This is a genomic window from Alteromonas sp. ABH4_454, from assembly GCF_056311775.1.
Genome location: NZ_CM149972.1, coordinates 4,425,416 through 4,442,742 on the forward strand (window position 1 = coordinate 4,425,416; position 17,327 = coordinate 4,442,742).

Consider the following 17,327-nt stretch of genomic DNA (forward strand, 5'->3'; position numbering starts at 1 on the left):
TTCCTCTTATTTCCAACTACTCCTTTTTAATTTCTCTGGTTCTTGGCTTCTTTCTTTATTCGAGGCCTTCGTTCCACAGCACCACCTTATTGCGCCCTTTCGCTTTTGCTAAATACAAGGCTTGGTCTGACTCTTTAATTAACACATTGATATCATGTTCGCCCGGAGTGGTGCCTGCCACGCCGATACTTACTGTTACACGAAGCAGTTTATTGATGTCATGGGTGAATAGATGTAGGCGCAGGTTTTCGGCTATTTGCTTAGCGTACTGAACGCGGGTATTAGGTAAAAATACTAAAAACTCTTCTCCCCCCCAACGAAAGGTGATGTCAGAGCCTCTAACCTGCCCTTTTATTTCTTCTGCCACTTTTTGCAGCACCTTGTCGCCCATGTCATGACCATACTTATCGTTAACTTTTTTAAACCAGTCGATATCAATAAGCATAACTGACATAAACTTATTACTGCGTTTTCCTAGCTCCCAAATAGGGTACACCAAATCTTCAAAAGCACGCCGGTTATAGAGCGAGGTGAGAGGATCGAGTCTTGCGTCGCGCTCAGCGTTTTTTCGCGCTTGCTGCACTTGCTTGTAGTTAAACGCTAGTGAAATAGACAGTAGAGACATTTCCAATACCATGCCAATTTCAATACCTCTAAATGCCCACTTTGAATAAGGAATAAGCCCCCACGTGGCCAAACTCGACACCGTTGCACCACCTGTTCCACACAAAATAGCGGGGAGAAAAAACTTAGCAAGGGTGTCACCATTGCGATAGGCTAGTATTCCGATACACAGCATCCAAACCGAAATTGATGTCAGTACCACCAGTTGTGACATCACCGCAAAAGAGCGGTTTCCAACTAGCACGATGATTACCGCAAGCCCAACTAGAGCACCGTAAATATACTTCCTTGACCGATAAAGCCTGGGCAGGTAAAGCTGGGTATTAAGAAACTCGATAGTGAATCTTACCGCGCTGAATAAATAAAAAAACATAAGCGCTGGCATTAGCCACTGCTGAAGGAATACCGACTCTGACCATACCCACCAAAAACCGTGACCTGTGTAGGTGAAGTTAAACAACAGAAACGACGAAAGATATAGTGAATAAAGTAGGTAGCGCTGTTCTCTAAGATAAGAGTATAAGACGAGGTTATACAGCAACAGAATGATAAGCGCCCCATATAGAGCACCATAAAAATACGCATTTTCCGTCGATTTATCTTTTGCCGCTCTGGGAGGTCCGACATAAATGGGGATAGTCATCGGGTCTTGGGTCGCAAACCGAAAAATTACCAGCGTTTCTGGCTGAGTAAACCGATAGGAAAGTGATGGCATGCGAGTATCTTCACGACGTGCGCTATGCACCTGGTTGTCGCCAAGACGAACATGGTGTTTTCTTTTACCGCTTTCAAAAAAATAAACGTCGATATCATCGATCCACGCATTGTCTATTTTTATTGTAAGAGGTAAAGGTGAAATCGTTTGTTGCCGGGTTTCATCAACCTGATTGGTAAGTACGCTGTAGTTATTAAGTTCAATCTTTAGCACACCCCAAACGGTGTTATCGGTAAACCCATAACTGACTTGCCTTCCTACATTTTTGACTAAACTATTCTGTTTATATTTTGCTAAAATGTCTTCGGCGGCTGACGCACTACCGCCCTCGAAATACATCCAAAGCTTGTGATTTATCAGCTCCATCTTATCTAATGGCGCTGTTCCTTTAGCATAAGCGAAAGAAAGCCCGCCCCAAAGACTGTAAACTATCACCAAGCCAACAAAGAAAAGAAATGCTCTCATACATCAGTTCTTTCTAATAGGGGTTCAGAGACAGGGTTGGAATTAGAAAAGCTTAACCCTTGTAAACTTAAATATTAACTTACGCTTATCAACAAGGTTTGTGAATAAGTTTATTTAGTAGATCACTATGTAGCCGCTTTTTCTTTCGTAAATTACACATTTACTTTATGCATAAGCTCAGAAGCTTGGCATACTATGGTCCTGTATGCCTATTTGCAAAGCAGCAATCTACTGCTTTGTTTCGCAAATCTACTCAATGGCGTTAGTTCTTTTTATGCTTAGCTTTATTACCAGTACGCTTATTCCTGTATTGATCCTTCTTTTAATGGGTTGGCTTTTCTTTCGTATTAAGTGGTTAAATGAAGGCTTTATAGAGGCTGGATCAAAGCTGGTGTTTAACGTTGCGCTTCCTGCTCTGTTATTTTTGTCGATAGCACGGGCTGACTTTTCTAAAGCCGCGAATCTATCTCTTATGAGCGTGGGAGTGATAGGAACACTTATTGTATTTGCTGCGCTTATGATTATCTCTCACCTGACAGTACACCCGTATAAAGCCAGAGGTGTAGTTGTTCAGGGCGGCTTTCGAGCCAATATGGGTATTATCGGCTTAGCCTATTGTGCTAACACCTATGGGCAAGAAGGGCTTGCTGTAGCGTCTGTCTACATGGGGTGTATTACCATCTTATTTAATGTACTTTCAGTGTTTGTTCTTAACTTTTACCAAGGTACGTCGCGCTCCTTAATGGGCCAAGTTACCGGCATGGCGAAAAACCCATTGATCTTATCGATTGCCGCAGCTCTGCCCTTTTCATACTTCGAATGGCAGCTTCCCGATACCCTAGTGAAAACAGGGGAGTACTTCGCACAGCTTACCCTGCCACTTGCACTTATATGCACCGGCGCATCACTGCAGTTCCGCTCTTTTTCCAGTGACTGGTTTAATATTGTGCTTAGTACAACCAGCAAATGTGTAGTTTACCCATTTGTATTGGTTGCCCTTGCCTATGCTTTTGGTTTTAAAGGAATGGAGCTGGGTATTGTTCTTTTATTAGCCATCTCACCAACCGCTGCAGCAAGCTATGTCATGGTGAGAAACTTAGGAGGCGACTATCGCTTAGCAGCAAGTATTATCGCAGTCAGCACATTAGCGTCTTTACCGATTACCGCCCTCGCCTTTGGGGTACTAAGCAAATTGCACCTTGTGTAACGCATCAAGGCTATTCCTATTTGCATAGAGCTATTTCGCAATTTTCTCGTTCACAGCGTTCCATTTGAGCAAAAAAGCTCCCATAACCTAGCAACAGCTAGCCAAGCACATATTACCAATTTTATTTTTATTTTTTACCAAAAACTAAAATTGGCCTATCCACCACATCTTCTATTCTGTTATTGTGTTTATTACAAATTGTCATTTTTAAATAACAACATGTTTACCCTACAACCGTTGTTGCCTGTTTTGATCAATGGCTATTTGATAACAAGGAAATAAATACAATGAACATCAAGAAATTTAGCCTTACCATGCTAGCTGTTAGTATCAGCCTATCGTCTTTTGCTAGCGAAGCAAAAGGTCACCCCAACCTTATTCTTACCGAACCTGGCGTAGAAAGAATGAGAGACAGCTTGGGTGAAGTTCCTCTGTTTGATAAAAGTTTGGCAACCGTTAAGCAAGAAGTAGATACCGAAATTGCAATGGGTATCGATACGCCTATTCCAAAGGATTTCTCAGGTGGTTATACCCACCAGCGCCATAAACAAAACTTCTTTATTGCGCAAAAAGCTGGCGTGCTTTATCAAGTGTTAGAAGATGAAAAGTACGCCAAATATATTCGTGCCATGTTGTTTCAATATGAAGCCATGTACAAAGACTTACCTTTGCACCCGCAAGAGCGTTCGTACTCTCGTGGCAAACTTTTCTGGCAATGCTTAAACGACAGCAACTGGCTGGTTTACATGAGCCAAGCTTATGATGCTATTTACGATTACCTATCAGCTGATGAACGCAAAACACTAGAGGACAACCTCTTCCGTCCGTTTGCCGATTTCATTTCGTTAGAAAACCCACAATTTTTTAACCGCGTTCACAATCACAGTACCTGGGGCATCGCTGCCGTAGGCATGATTGGCCTTGTTATGAACGATGAAGAGCTTATTCAACGCGCGCTTTATGGTATTGAAGATGATGGCTTAGAAGTGGGTGGTAAAGACAACGATGGCGGCACTATTAAAGTAGAAGGTCAGCGTAAGGGCTTTTTTGCTAATTTAGAGGAGCCCTTCTCTCCTGATGGCTACTATACCGAAGGCCCTTACTATCAACGCTATGCAATGTATCCTTTCCTAATACTTGCGCTGGCTATGGAGAACAATCGTCCAGACTTAAAAGTGCTACAGCATAAAGACAATGTTTTGTTGAAAGGCATTAATGCACTTCTTAACCTTTCTGATGCCGATGGTGAATTTTTCCCGCTTAACGATGCACAAAAAGGCATGTCTTATAAGAAAGCCTCTTTAGTTACTGCAGTGGATCTCGCGTATTTTTACGGAGAGAAAGATCCCCGCTTGTTAAGCGTGGTAGAAAAGCAAGGTGAAGTACTACTACAAGAATCAGGGCTTGAAGCTGCTATTGATATTCGAGATGGAAAAGCGGTTCCTTTTGTAAAGTCTTCCGTAAATTTAAGTGATGGTCCGAACGGTGACCAAGGCGGCGTAGGAGTTTTGCGATATGGCAATGAAGATCTAACCCTGGTATTTAAATATGCCGCGCAGGGTCTGAGTCACGGTCATTACGATAAGTTGTCGTTCTCCTTATACGAAAAAGGCGAGGAAGTTCTGCAAGATTATGGCCTAGCTCGCTTTGTAAATATCGGTCAAAAAGGCGGTGGTAACTATCTAAAAGAAAATACCACGTGGGCTAAGACAACCATTGCACATAATACTTTATCAATAAATGGCACAAAGCATTTTGATGGTGTGTACGACGTTGCCAGCCAGCATCACTCAGAACTTTTCACTTTTAACGCAGAAGATGACAACGTAAAAGTGGTTAGCGCAACAGAAGAAAATGCCTATCCGGGCACGTTAATGCACCGCACTATGGCCGTTATCAAAGACGAAAACTTCGAAAAGCCATTTGTATTAGACATACTACGAGTTGACACTGACAAGAAGAATCAATATGACCTGCCCTTCTATTACATGGGGCAGATAATTGATAAGAACTTTACTCACGAGTCACCCACCACGTTATCACCATTTGGTGAAGACAATGGCTATCAACATTTATTCGTAGAGGGCAAGGGTAACGCGAGTGAAGGCAACACTAAGTTCCAGTGGCTTCAGCATGGCAAGTATTATACGCTGACTACGGTTACCAACGCTGAAGACGAGGTGTATTTGACTCGCATCGGCGCAAACGATCCAGAATTCAACCTACGTCGCGACGCTGCGATTACGCTTAGACGAAATGACACCCAAGACACTTTGTTTGTTTCTGTAGTAGAACCTCATGGTTCATACAGCCCAGTGAGTGAATCTTCGATTAACTCAAGAAGCAGTATCAAAAACCTTGAGGTTGTTTTAGAAAACGACGCGTATACTGGTGTGCGTATTACCGATGTAAAAGGTAACACTCAGCTGTTTATTATCGCTAATAGCAATAATGATAACAGCGCAAAACACAAGGTTGAGATTAACGGTGATAGCTATAGCTGGGTAGGCCCTTACTTTTATATGTAAAAGCCTATAGGTGAAAAGCGCTTCACTCTTATCGCGAAGTAACTTAAAACAAAGCCTCATTAGAGGCTTTGTTCATTTTAAATTCTTACTTTCTACTTTAGCAATGGATATTCCCCCATTTTTCTTATTAATAGCACGCGCTAAAAAGGAGTAGCTGGTGGCGCTATTTCAAGGGAGCCCATTACCTATAAAATTTGCCCGTCACTTTCTTGAGCTGAGCATTTTAACTTTAATAACCCTTCTATAATATTTTTACTATACTACCTTTAGCAACTAACAATTGAGCGCACGTAAAATTTTTTGGAAAGTTGTGGATATCGAAAATCACCGATGTTCTCCAATCTAATCAAGCTTAAATGGATTTAAACAAATTACATGTCACAACTTTTTCAGACTCTACAGGCAAGAGTTATTATTCTGATTTTAATGATTGCCATACCCGGCTTCATTGGCATCTTTTACGATGCATTCGTGGAAAGAGAGCAAGCAATAAAGGCTGCAGTTATCCAAGCAGTAAATACCACAAAAACACACTCGAAGATCCAAGCAAACCTCATTGATAAAACACAACATTTTCTAAAGAACTTGGCGCAATTCGATGCAGTGCAGCAGCCTAGTTCACAACAGTGTAGTCGCTTCCTTGCTAACGTGCTTAAAGTAAACAGTAATTATGTAAATCTAGGTGTACCAAGCGCAGATGGTGAATTGTTATGTAATGCCCGAGAATTAAAACGTTCGGTAAACGTTTACGACCGACCTTATATACAACAAGCCATCGCCACCCGAAAATTTTCAATCAGTGAATTTCAAATAGACCGGGCGACAAATTTAACCAGTATTAACTTTGCCTACCCCGTTATAAATTCAAAACAAGGTAATTTAGTCGGTTTGGTTGTAGCTGTTATATCACTCGAGTGGTGGAACGAAATACTTTCTGAGTCTTACCTGCCTGATGCTACCGTGGCATTTATAACTGATAGTGAAAACAAAATTGTGGCAGCATTCCCTGCTAGACAAGAACTGATTGGCACTCAGCTAGATATTGAAGAAAAGGGTGATAAGAGCGAATATACAGACATAACATTGGATAATACTGTTTTTCTGACCGAAGACCCTTATCAACGGGTTTATGTAACGCACCCACTTTTTGATGATGGGAAGCATATCAACATCACCATTGGTATTCCGCTGAAACATACGTTTGAAGCAATTGATACCAGGTTAACGACAACCACCCTTATATTAGCGTTGATCGTTTTATTTTTCGTCGGTGTTTCAGTATGGCTGATTCGAAAAAACGTTTTGATACCCATAAAAACCCTTTTGAAGTCGACTACAGCGTTGGCCGAAGGTAAAGAGGTCGACGAAACATCGACTAAGGGCAGCATAGAGCTACAAAAACTACAGCAACATTTTGCGCAGATGGCCAGAACGCGCCTAGATGCTGAAAAGCAGCTTATTGATAGTCAAAACTCGCTGCAGGAAAGTCGAGATATCTTAGCGAGTCATATTGAAAACACACCTTTAGGGTGCGTAACCTGGAATATTGACTTCATCTGCACTGATTGGAACAAATCGGCTGAATTGATCTTTGGCTATAGCAAGGAAGAAGCCATAGGTAAGCATGCTTCAGAACTTGTGGTCCCAAGTGAACTACGCCGTGAAATAAATGACGTATTCGAAATACTAGTCGAGGGCAAAAAAACCGTCCGTAGGGTAAACGATAACCTCACTCGACTGCTCGAAACAATCACTTGCGAATGGTACAGCACCCCTATCTTGGACTTCTCTGGCAAAGTAATTAGTGTCGTTTCGTTAGTTCAAGACATTACTGTAAACAAACGCTTAGAAGATAAATTAAAGTTATCAGCCAGTGTTTTCTCTCACGCCAGAGAAGGTATATTTATTACCGATAGTGAATCGAACATTATTGATGTAAACAAAACCTTTGAAGAGATAACCGGCTACTCGCGAAGTGACGTATTAGGCAATAAGCCCAGTATGTTTAAATCTGGAAAGCAGTCTCCGGAATTTTACGAGAACCTGTGGAAGTCAATAATCAATGAAGGCTATTGGGCGGGAGAAGTTTGGAACAAGAGAAAAAACGACGAAATATATGCCCAGCTATTAACGGTTAGTGCAGTAAAAGATGATAGCGGCACAGTAAAAAATTATATTGCTATCTTTAGCGATATTTCCGAAACAAAAGAACAGCAATATCGTCTTGAGCAGATGGCTCACTACGATGTTTTGACTAATTTACCTAACCGCACTTTACTCGCTGAACGTTTGGATAGTGCTCTTAGGCAGTGCCAGACTAATGAACGTTACGCCGCTGTTGTGTTACTTGATTTAGACGGGTTCAAAGAGATAAACGATACGTTCGGACACAGCGTAGGAGACGAGTTACTTATTACATTGGCTCACCGTTTCAAAAGCACGCTAAGCCAGGGAGATACCATTTCCCGTTTTGGTGGAGATGAATTTGTAGCAGTACTTACCGATTTAAAGCAAGCCCAGGACTTTAGGAATACAGTAAAGAACATGCTTAAAGCAGCTTCAACGCCAGTTAAATATGGTGAAAATGAACTCAAAGTTTCAGCAAGTATTGGCGTTACGGTTTACCCTTCCGACGAAACCGATGCAGAGCAACTTATCAGACATGCTGATCAAGCCATGTACTTAGCAAAACAGAAAGGGAAGAACTGTTTCCACCTTTTTGACATTGAATCAGAAGATGCAATTAAAACTCGCCATGAAACAGTTAAAAATATAAGCAAGGCGCTTCAAAATAATGAGTTTGAACTTCACTACCAACCTAAAGTGAATATGCGTACAGGAGAGATTGTTGGTGTAGAAGCGCTGATTCGCTGGCAACACCCACTACGTGGACTACTTTCTCCGGCAGAGTTCTTACCCTTTATCGAAAATCACCCGCTGAGTATCGACGTTGGCGAATGGGTTATTGAACAATCGTTACGGCAATACCACCAATGGAAGCAATTGGGCATAGATATCAAAATTAGCGTGAATATTTCTGCATTGCAGATACAACAAAGAAACTTTCCGACTCGCCTTGCACATTTGCTTTCAAAAGTGCCAGAGACTCCACCTTACGCAATTCAGCTAGAAGTGCTTGAAACCAGCAAGCTATCTAACATCAAAACAGTTTCTGAAATTATGAAAGGTTGCGTAAAGCTTGGCGTTACCTTTGCCATTGATGATTTTGGAACGGGTTATTCGTCTTTAACTTACTTAAGACGCCTGCCCGCTGAGGTGATAAAAATAGACCAATCATTTGTTCGCGATATGCTTGTAGACTCAGAAGATAAAACGATTGTTACTGGTGTAATAGCGCTGGCTAATTCATTTAACCGCAGTGTTATCGCTGAAGGTGTAGAAACTGTTGCCCATGGAGCATCTTTGTTAGCACTAGGTTGTGAGCTTGCTCAGGGTTTCGGCATAGCTCGCCCTATGCCCCCCAGAGCCCTACCTATCTGGTTGCAGCAATGGGAGACAAGGGAAAAGTGGAGATAAGCTCGAGAAGTATCTTCTCTACTTTGTGGTATTAATATTGAGCTTAGTTAGATGATTCAAACAGCGTTGGATAAAGATCAGGGAGCTCGCGCCAGTGCTCGATCACCGGTACGCCTTCAAATGCACTCGATACTCCCCCTTCAATATGACTCGCCCCCGTGTATTTCACTACCGACATTCCGGCACTTAACGCACCCTTAATGCCTGCATCAGAATCTTCTATAACTAGGCATTTTTCAGGTAATACGCCCATCTTTTCTGCCGCCAACAGAAAAATATCAGGCGCAGGTTTCCCTCTTGTAACTTCAGCACTTGTGGTTACATCGCCATTAAAAATACTGTCTAATGCCGTCGTTTTTAAAGAAAAGGTGACTCGTTCAGGATGACTACTGGTCGCAATACATTTTCTAACCAAAAGACGCTGTAAAATAGCCTCTAAGCCAGGTGTGGGGATAAGTTCTTCGGCAAACACAGCCAATAGTGCAGTTAGATAATCGTCCTTAAAAGCCACGGGTAGGTTGATGTTAAAGTCTTCGGCTATCTGCGCTTTTGCAGACTCATAACTCTTGCCTAAAAAGTGCCTATCGAAGTAATCACCATCTATTCTAACGCCAAGGTCGTAAAGCATAGAAATAAGCACGCGTTTACACAAAATTTCACTGTCAATAAGTACGCCATCACAGTCGAAAATAACCAACTCGATATCGGTGTTAAGTGCTGTTGGCTTTTTCTGCTCCATAATAATTCCTTGCTTATTTTGCCCGTTGTTTGCCAGATATGCCTTCCATACCTTGCTACGGTTACTGACTAAATCTTGGTTTAAAACATGCTATCTATGTTCTGTCTTTCCGGTGAGCGCTAATGTCCTAACGGCAAAGAAGTACACTATTAACTAATGTTGAGAACCTAATAGTGTACTTGCTATGCGCTCATTGATACCTTGTGTTCAACGCGTCAACAATGCAACTAAGCCGCAGAAGACGACGTTTTTTCTCCCCAAGACAACTCGGGGATGGTTACGCCATCTTTGTCGAAGTGCATAATTTTTTCCTCGGCAGCCGTTAGGTTAATTGTGTCTCCGTAAGCCACTTTACAATCCCCATCAGCTTTCACTGTTAATGTACCGGCACCGTCAACATGAACATGCAAAAAGGTTTCAGACCCTAAGTGCTCAATCACGCCAACTCTACCAGTCCACAGCCCTTTTTCTTCGGTAATTCTGAAGTGCTCTGGGCGCACGCCCAAGCTGCACGTTGGGTCGCCCGCTTTTGCATCAACGCTTATAAAGTTCATTTTTGGCGAACCGATAAAGCCTGCCACGAATTGATTTACTGGCTTTTGATAAAGCTCTAAAGGCGTACCCACTTGTTCAATAATACCGCCATTAAATACCGCAATACGGTCGGCCATGGTCATGGCTTCAACTTGATCGTGAGTAACATAAATCATGGTGGTATCTAAGCTTTTATGAAGTTCAGATATTTCTAGGCGCATATTAACGCGAAGTGATGCATCTAAGTTCGACAGCGGCTCATCAAACAAGAACGCTGAAGGCTGGCGTACTATAGCACGTCCGATAGCAACGCGCTGGCGCTGTCCGCCCGACAGCTGACCCGGTTTACGGTCAAGGTAATCGGTAAGGTTTAGCATTTTCGCCGCTTTTTCAATTTTCTGTTCAATAATTGCAGGCTCTACTTTCGCTTGTTTTAGCGGAAACGCTATGTTGTTTCTTACCGACATATGAGGGTAAAGGGCGTAAGACTGAAACACCATTGCTAAACCACGCTGGGCGGGTGGCATGTCTGTCGCGTCTTGATTATCGATTTCGATAGTACCACTTGTGGTATCTTCAAGGCCGGCAATCATACGCAGTAAAGTTGACTTGCCGCAACCCGACGGCCCAACAAACACAATGAATTCACCATCTCGAATTTCTAAATCCAGCGGCTTAATCACGTTAACGTCGCCGAAGCTCTTTGTTACTTGTTTTAAGGTAATACTTCCCATTTTGAAGCTCTCCTATTTAACTGCGCCGAAGCTTAAGCCGCGCACTAACTGTTTCTGACTAAACCAACCAAGAATAAGAATGGGCACTACGGCCATTACTGAGGCGGCTGATAATTTTGCGTAAAATAAACCCTCTGGACTTGAGTAACTGGCAATAAACGCGGTGAGGGGCGCTGCGTTAGCTGCTGTAAGAATGAGTGTCCAAAATGCCTCATTCCACGCCAAGATAACGTTCAACAGTAATGTTGATGCGATGCCTGGCAGCGCTATCGGCAGCAGCACTTGGAAGATCTCTTGCTTTATTCCAGCGCCATCCATGCGTGCCGCTTCTAATATTTCATTAGGGATTTCTCTAAAATAGGTATAAAGCATCCACACCATGATAGGCAGGTTGATAAGCGTCATTACAATGACCAAACCAATACGTGTATCTAATAATCCAAAATCGCGAAATAGCAGGTAAATAGGAATTAACACGCCTACCGGTGGAAGCATCTTGGTAGAAAGCATCCACATAAGTAGGTTCTTTGTGCGCTTAGTTTGCACAAACGCCATGGACCAAGCAGCTGGAATAGCAATAAGCAACCCAAGGAGGCTAGCCCCAAGCGAAATCACAACCGAGTTCATAAAATGGTCGAAATAAGAAGAGCGAGAAAGCACCTCTGCATAGTTCTCTAAGGTCCAATCGAACATAAACAAACTAGGCGAAGCAGAAATGGCCTCTGACTCTGTTTTGAAGCTTGTAATAATTGTCCAAAGAATGGGGAAGAAAATCATCCCGCTTACTGTCCACGCCGCAAGGGTGTAGATAAGTTTTGATTTATTCGTATCTTTAATCGCCATTACTTATCCCTCTAAGTTCTTGCCAATTAGGCGCATTAGGAAAATAGCGACTATGTTGGCAATAACCACTGCCACGATGCCGCCTGCCGAACCACCGCCTACATCAAACTGCAAAAGCGATTGGGTATAAATAAGGTAAGTAATGTTGGTCGATGAATATCCAGGACCACCGCTGGTCGTTACTAGGATTTCAGCGAAAATCGACAGTAAGAAGATCGTTTCAATTAGAATTACTGCCGTGACCGCACGAGAAAGGTGAGGCAACACAATATAAACGAACTTGCTCCACGGGCCTGCACCGTCAAGATCTGCCGCTTCTAGCTGCTCACGGTCAAGCGATTGAATAGCCGTAAGTAAAATCAGTGCAGCAAACGGTAGCCACTGCCACGACACAATGATGATGATTGACAGTAAAGGCAGTTCCGCAAAAAAGTCGATAGGCGTTACGCCAATAAACTCAGCGAAGTGGGCAAACAGTCCATTCACTGGGTTCATAAACATGTTTTTCCATACCAGCGCAGATACCGTAGGCATAACGAAAAATGGCGCTAGCACCATAATACGTACGTAGTTTCGTCCCCATATTGCCTGGTCTAATAACACCGCTAAGCCAATTCCGCCGCAAATGGTAATAAACAACACACCGCCTACTAGCAATAGGGTGTTAAAAAATGACTCAATAAATGCGGGATCAGTTAAAAAGAACTCGTAGTTGAGAAAGCCGATAAATTCGTTATCGCCCGGCATCAGCAAGTTGTAGTCTAAAACCGAGAAATAAAGGGTCATGCATAAAGGCACGATCATCCATGCTAAAAGCAAAGAGACCGAAGGAAAAAGCATGATTTTGGCTAAAGTACGAGATTGTGTGGTCGCCATGACTAGCCCTCTTATAATTATTAAATGGGAAAGTGCAATAAAGCACTTCCCCTGTGGTTAACGCTGTTTATTTCGGGTAGCGCGCTTTGCGCATAGCGCGTTCAACTAAACGCTGTGAGCTTTGCAGTGCTTGGTCTACCGTCATTCGGCCGGTTAGTGCGGCGCTAAACTGCTGACCTACTGCGGTACCAATACCTTGGAACTCAGGGATTGCGACAAACTGAATACCTACGTAAGGCACAGGCTCTACTGTTGGTTTTTTCGGGTCTGCTGAATTAATAGAATCTAGGGTTATTTGCGCAAATGGCGCGGCTTCTAGATAAGCGTCATTTTCGTAAAGTGAGGTACGTGTGCCCGGAGGTACATTCGCCCACCCTTTTTTATCTGCAACTAAGTTTGAATAACCCTTTGATGTTGCCCAACTGATGAACTTCATTGCCGCATCGGTTTTCTTACTACTTGATGGAATAGCTAAAGTCCAAGCCCATAGCCAATTACCACGTTTACCTAGACCGTTATCAGGAGCAAGCGCGAAACCTACTTTGTCGGCAACTTCAGAGTCTTTTTCATTAGTAACAAAGCCACCCGCTACGGTAGCGTCAATCCACATGCCGCATTTACCGGTTTGGAACAGTGCTAAGTTTTCGTTAAAACCATTGGCTGAAGAACCTGGAGGACCGTATTTTTCCATCACATCTACGTAGTACTCTAAAGTGTCTTTCCACGCTTTAGAGTCGAACTGCGGCTTCCAGTTTTCGTCAAACCAGCGAGCACCAAAAGAGTTAGACATTGACGTTAATAGCGCAATGTTTTCGCCCCATCCGGCTTTCCCGCGCAGACACATACCGTATACCCCGGCGTCTTTATCTGTCATTGCTGCAGCAGCTTCTTTGATAAAGCTCCACGTTGGCGCTTTTGGCATTTCTAAGCCCGCTTTTTCCATTAGGTCAGTGCGGTACATCACCATTGAACTTTCACCATAAAACGGTGCAGCATAAAGCTTGTCGTTTACGGAAAGGCCACTGCGAATGGCAGGTAACAAGTCGTCAATATCGTAATCGTCACCTAGCCCGTTAAGTTCAGTAAGCCAGCCTTGCTTGCCCCAAATTGGTACTTCATAAGTGCCAATTGTCATTACATCGTACTGCCCACCGCTAGTAGCAACGTCGGTAGTTACGCGCTGACGAAGAATGTTTTCTTCTAACGTTACCCATTTGAGGTCGATATCAGGATGCTGCTTTTCAAACTCGCTGCTAAGCGACTTCATGGTGATCATGTCGCCATTATTTACGGTAGCAATAGTGATAGTTTCTGCTTGCGCCGCCGAATTAATGGTTAGTGCGCTGGCTACAATTAAAGATAGTTTTTTTAACATCGGGTCTCTCCCCTTTGTACTCTTATCAGATATGACTTTCCCCTCCCCGCCCAAATTTGGTTAATGCGGGGATAAGAAAATCAGAGGTATTAAAGTAAGTTAGGTGGTTAGGCAGCGAAGCAACTCAGTGCCTAACCTTTTGTGTTAAAACGTGGTTAGCGATTAAAACTTAACTGAAATTTCAGACGTTAGACCGTCGAAACCTGCGCCAATCTGGCCACCAGAGTTAACGCCTTCGTCTTGGTCTACATATTCCACTTTCCAAAGAGTACGGTCGTTGATCCAATATCCCGCTGATACCTGTAGACGCGTTACGTCGTTGTCTGTTTGTTCAATAAGGTCTGACGTATTTTCAGATTCTGCATAACGTGCAGCAACATAGAGCTTCTCTGGAATAATGTACTGCTGCGCTTCTACTACCCAGTATTCAACTGACGAATCAGCCTCAATTACTTGGTTAGAATCGAACGTAGTACCTGTTGGGTCTAACACGCCTTCATTACCGAAGTAAGTGATACCTGCAACAGCATTACCTTCTACGTCTGCAAAGGTATAATCATCAGTTGCTTTACCTAACATTAAAATAACGCTGGTTTGGTCACTTGGCTGATACGCCAAGTTAAGCTGCATAATTGATTGATTAAGCCCTGGTAGTGCACCTACGTGAGTATCACGTTCACTAGAAGCAGACGCAGAAAAGTTATAGTTTTCACCGTCACCAAAACGATAGTTGGTAGTGGTAACGCCATCTAAGCTGGCAAGACCGTTTTCGAATACAAGTTGCTCGCCTTGATTAGCATTGAAGAAGTTAAGACCGGCTTTAAAGCCACCTTCAAATTCCAAGGTACCTTGCAAACGGTAGTTGTAGCCGCGATCTTCCTGAAAAGCTTCACCAAAGCTTGACGTAGTCATGTGACCAGCCACATTGTATGAGCGAAGAATGCCGCTATCGAAGGTTTCGGTGTAGCTTAGCTGAATACCGTTTTCGGCAGTGGCGTAGTCGTTAATGCCGTTACCGATAAGTGCGTTACCTTGGTTGTCCGCACCGTCTTGGAAACCTTTAAACTGGAAAGGAGAGGCACCTATGTTGCCCACACGCAGAATAAGGCTAGCGTTCTCTTTTTCATAGCCAGTCAGTCCAAACATATCAAACTCAACGCCGGCAAAATCTTGGTGGAATGAGAAGTCTCTGTCGCCATTATTACCAAAGTCATTAGGCTCTTCAGCGATATCAATATCGGCAGTTATGTTTTCGGTAATTTTGAACTTAAACATTAAGTTAACGCGAAGGCGTCCGAATCCGTCAGACTGAGTTTCATCTTCTGGGCGAAACGCACCATCTTTGGCTTGGATAGCTTGGTAGTTCTGCATAGCTAAGAAGTTAACTTGCACTCGTCCATCAAGAAATTCATTGGGTTCACTAGGTGGTACGTACATCGGCTTTTCTTGGCTTAGCTCTTGCGCCATACCTAATGTTGGCACGGTGGCCGCCAATACAGCGGCAGCGATCAGACTTAAAGATGCGCGTTTAGCGCACTTAGTTGATTGCGTCACGTGTTTCGTTGAATCTAGTCCCATTGTGAACCCTCTATTATTCTTTCGTAATTGTGTGGAGTGTAATTTTTGAAGAGTCTTCGTATCTTGGAGAAATCGGGATAAACATCACTAAAACCCAAATGCTCACATAAAGATCAAATGCTCAACACGTGGGAATATGACCACCATTTGTTATCCCCGTCAACCAAAAAATTAACAAGTTTTTATCAATGCATAGCACAAACATTGCAAGCGATTGATAATAAAGAGCTTTAAATTATTAATTTTAATTGTAAATTTTCAAAACTTAATAAAAAGTAAAATCACTTTTTACACACCCTTACCTTTAAAGGCTATCAAAAGGGTTATTTTTGATTACAAATAATGAACAAATAAAGAAAGGATAATCAAAAGAACACAGCAAGAGCATTTGCGCCATATTGAGATTATCGGGAAGCATCGCTAAATTTTGTACTGTTGTCGTATCTAGGCGAGGATGAGTGGGTAGATAAAAGCGGGTATGCCATACTGGGCTCGTTCCGCTTTTGATCCGGCCAGAAGGTGATTTATGCTCAAAAATGTAAAGGTATTGCTAATTCATGGCATGCTGTCATTGCTACTCTTTTCACAAGTCTCTCTTGCACTGGGAACCGACGCCAATTCGCTAGCCCGCCCCGCATTTGATAAACGCTTAAGCACGGTGGAATATCCATTCGATGTAAAAATGTTTAGCTTCTCTTCACAGGGGATCGATCTTGAAATGGCTTATATGTTTTTGCCCCCTAAAAAAGACAAGCCGGTTGTAACACTTTTTCACGGCAAAAATTTCAACGGCTCTTATTGGGAAAGTACAGCTCGCCTTCTGCAAAGTCAGGGCTATGGTGTGCTTATACCCGACCAAATAGGCTTTGGAAAATCGTCTAAACCTACACAATATCAATACAGTTTTGCCACGCTTGCGAACAATACGCGACAACTAATGCAGTCTTTAAATATCGAAAAAAGTATTATCGTTGGGCACTCCATGGGCGGTATGTTGGCTACGCGATTTGCATTGCTTTCCCCCGACAAAAGCGAAGAGCTGATATTAATAAACCCAATTGGTCTAGAAAATTATCTTCTATATGAAAGTTACACCGATATAGAAAAGGTGTATCAAAACGAGCTTAAGAAAACGCCAGAGATGATCGTTAATTATCAAACAAAAAACTATTACGATGGTACTTGGAACAACACATATGCCGAGCATGCCGATTTTTTGCAAGGGTGGATTAACGGCCCAGACTGGCAAACGCTAGCGCGCGTTAATGCGCTGACCTACGATATGATATTTACGCAGCCGGTTATTGAAGAGTTTGATGATTTAACTCTGCCAACCACACTAATATTAGGTACCCGCGATCGCACTGCGCCCGGACGTGCGAATAAACATGACAACGTAAGTAGAGAATTAGGTCGTTACGACAAATTAGGCAATGAAGTAAAAGCGCGTAATTCAAACATCCATGTTATTGAATTAGAAGGGTTAGGCCACTTGCCTCACATTGAAGCTTTTGAGCGATTTAAGGTGCCATTTTTAAACGCATTGCATGACTAATTTCTGCGTAGTTATTA

11 protein-coding genes are annotated in these 17,327 nt (G+C 42.8%); 4 read left to right on the plus strand and 7 right to left on the minus strand.

Features of this window, described 5'->3' with window-relative positions:
• Positions 1 to 55: 55 nt before the first annotated feature.
• Complete coding sequence (locus ACYX4W_RS19300) at positions 56 to 1,804, minus strand: sensor domain-containing diguanylate cyclase (protein ID WP_476074242.1); 1,749 nt, start codon at positions 1,802 to 1,804, stop codon at positions 56 to 58.
• A gap of 274 nt (positions 1,805 to 2,078) precedes the next feature.
• On the opposite strand from ACYX4W_RS19300, the gene ACYX4W_RS19305 reads away from it, so the two are divergent.
• The 3 genes from ACYX4W_RS19305 to ACYX4W_RS19315 all read left to right on the plus strand — a co-directional run bounded on the left by ACYX4W_RS19305 (position 2,079) and on the right by ACYX4W_RS19315 (position 9,076).
• Entirely contained in the window at positions 2,079 to 3,011 is a 933-nt protein-coding gene (locus ACYX4W_RS19305) for an AEC family transporter (protein WP_476075504.1), read from the plus strand.
• A 287-nt stretch (positions 3,012 to 3,298) separates the two neighbouring features.
• The gene (locus tag ACYX4W_RS19310) at positions 3,299 to 5,539 is read left to right on the plus strand and encodes an alginate lyase family protein (protein ID WP_476074243.1); all 2,241 of its coding nucleotides are present in this window, start codon (positions 3,299 to 3,301) and stop codon (positions 5,537 to 5,539) included.
• Positions 5,540 to 5,914: 375 nt separating this feature from the next.
• Entirely contained in the window at positions 5,915 to 9,076 is a 3,162-nt protein-coding gene (locus ACYX4W_RS19315; RefSeq protein ID WP_476074244.1) for a bifunctional diguanylate cyclase/phosphodiesterase, read from the plus strand.
• Positions 9,077 to 9,119: 43 nt separating this feature from the next.
• Here the strand turns inward: ACYX4W_RS19315 and ACYX4W_RS19320 are convergent, their stop codons facing one another.
• The 6 genes from ACYX4W_RS19320 to ACYX4W_RS19345 all read right to left on the minus strand — a co-directional run bounded on the left by ACYX4W_RS19320 (position 9,120) and on the right by ACYX4W_RS19345 (position 15,614).
• Positions 9,120 to 9,815, minus strand: a complete 696-nt coding sequence (locus ACYX4W_RS19320) for an HAD family hydrolase (protein ID WP_474854642.1) — start codon at positions 9,813 to 9,815, stop codon at positions 9,120 to 9,122.
• Positions 9,816 to 10,042: 227 nt separating this feature from the next.
• Entirely contained in the window at positions 10,043 to 11,083 is a 1,041-nt protein-coding gene (locus ACYX4W_RS19325) for an ABC transporter ATP-binding protein (RefSeq protein WP_476074245.1), read from the minus strand.
• 12 nt (positions 11,084 to 11,095) lie between these two features.
• Entirely contained in the window at positions 11,096 to 11,926 is an 831-nt protein-coding gene (locus tag ACYX4W_RS19330; RefSeq protein ID WP_476074246.1) for a carbohydrate ABC transporter permease, read from the minus strand.
• A gap of 3 nt (positions 11,927 to 11,929) precedes the next feature.
• Complete coding sequence (locus ACYX4W_RS19335) at positions 11,930 to 12,802, minus strand: carbohydrate ABC transporter permease (protein ID WP_071952603.1); 873 nt, start codon at positions 12,800 to 12,802, stop codon at positions 11,930 to 11,932.
• Positions 12,803 to 12,869: 67 nt separating this feature from the next.
• Entirely contained in the window at positions 12,870 to 14,177 is a 1,308-nt protein-coding gene (locus tag ACYX4W_RS19340; RefSeq protein ID WP_476074247.1) for an ABC transporter substrate-binding protein, read from the minus strand.
• A 162-nt stretch (positions 14,178 to 14,339) separates the two neighbouring features.
• On the minus strand, positions 14,340 to 15,614 hold the full coding sequence (locus ACYX4W_RS19345; protein ID WP_476056419.1) for a hypothetical protein: 1,275 nt from the start codon (positions 15,612 to 15,614) through the stop codon (positions 14,340 to 14,342).
• Between the two features lie 667 nt (positions 15,615 to 16,281).
• Between ACYX4W_RS19345 and ACYX4W_RS19350 the strand changes: the two genes are divergently transcribed.
• Positions 16,282 to 17,310, plus strand: coding sequence for an alpha/beta fold hydrolase (locus tag ACYX4W_RS19350; protein WP_476074248.1), 1,029 nt, complete (start codon positions 16,282 to 16,284; stop codon positions 17,308 to 17,310).
• Positions 17,311 to 17,327 lie beyond the last annotated feature (17 nt).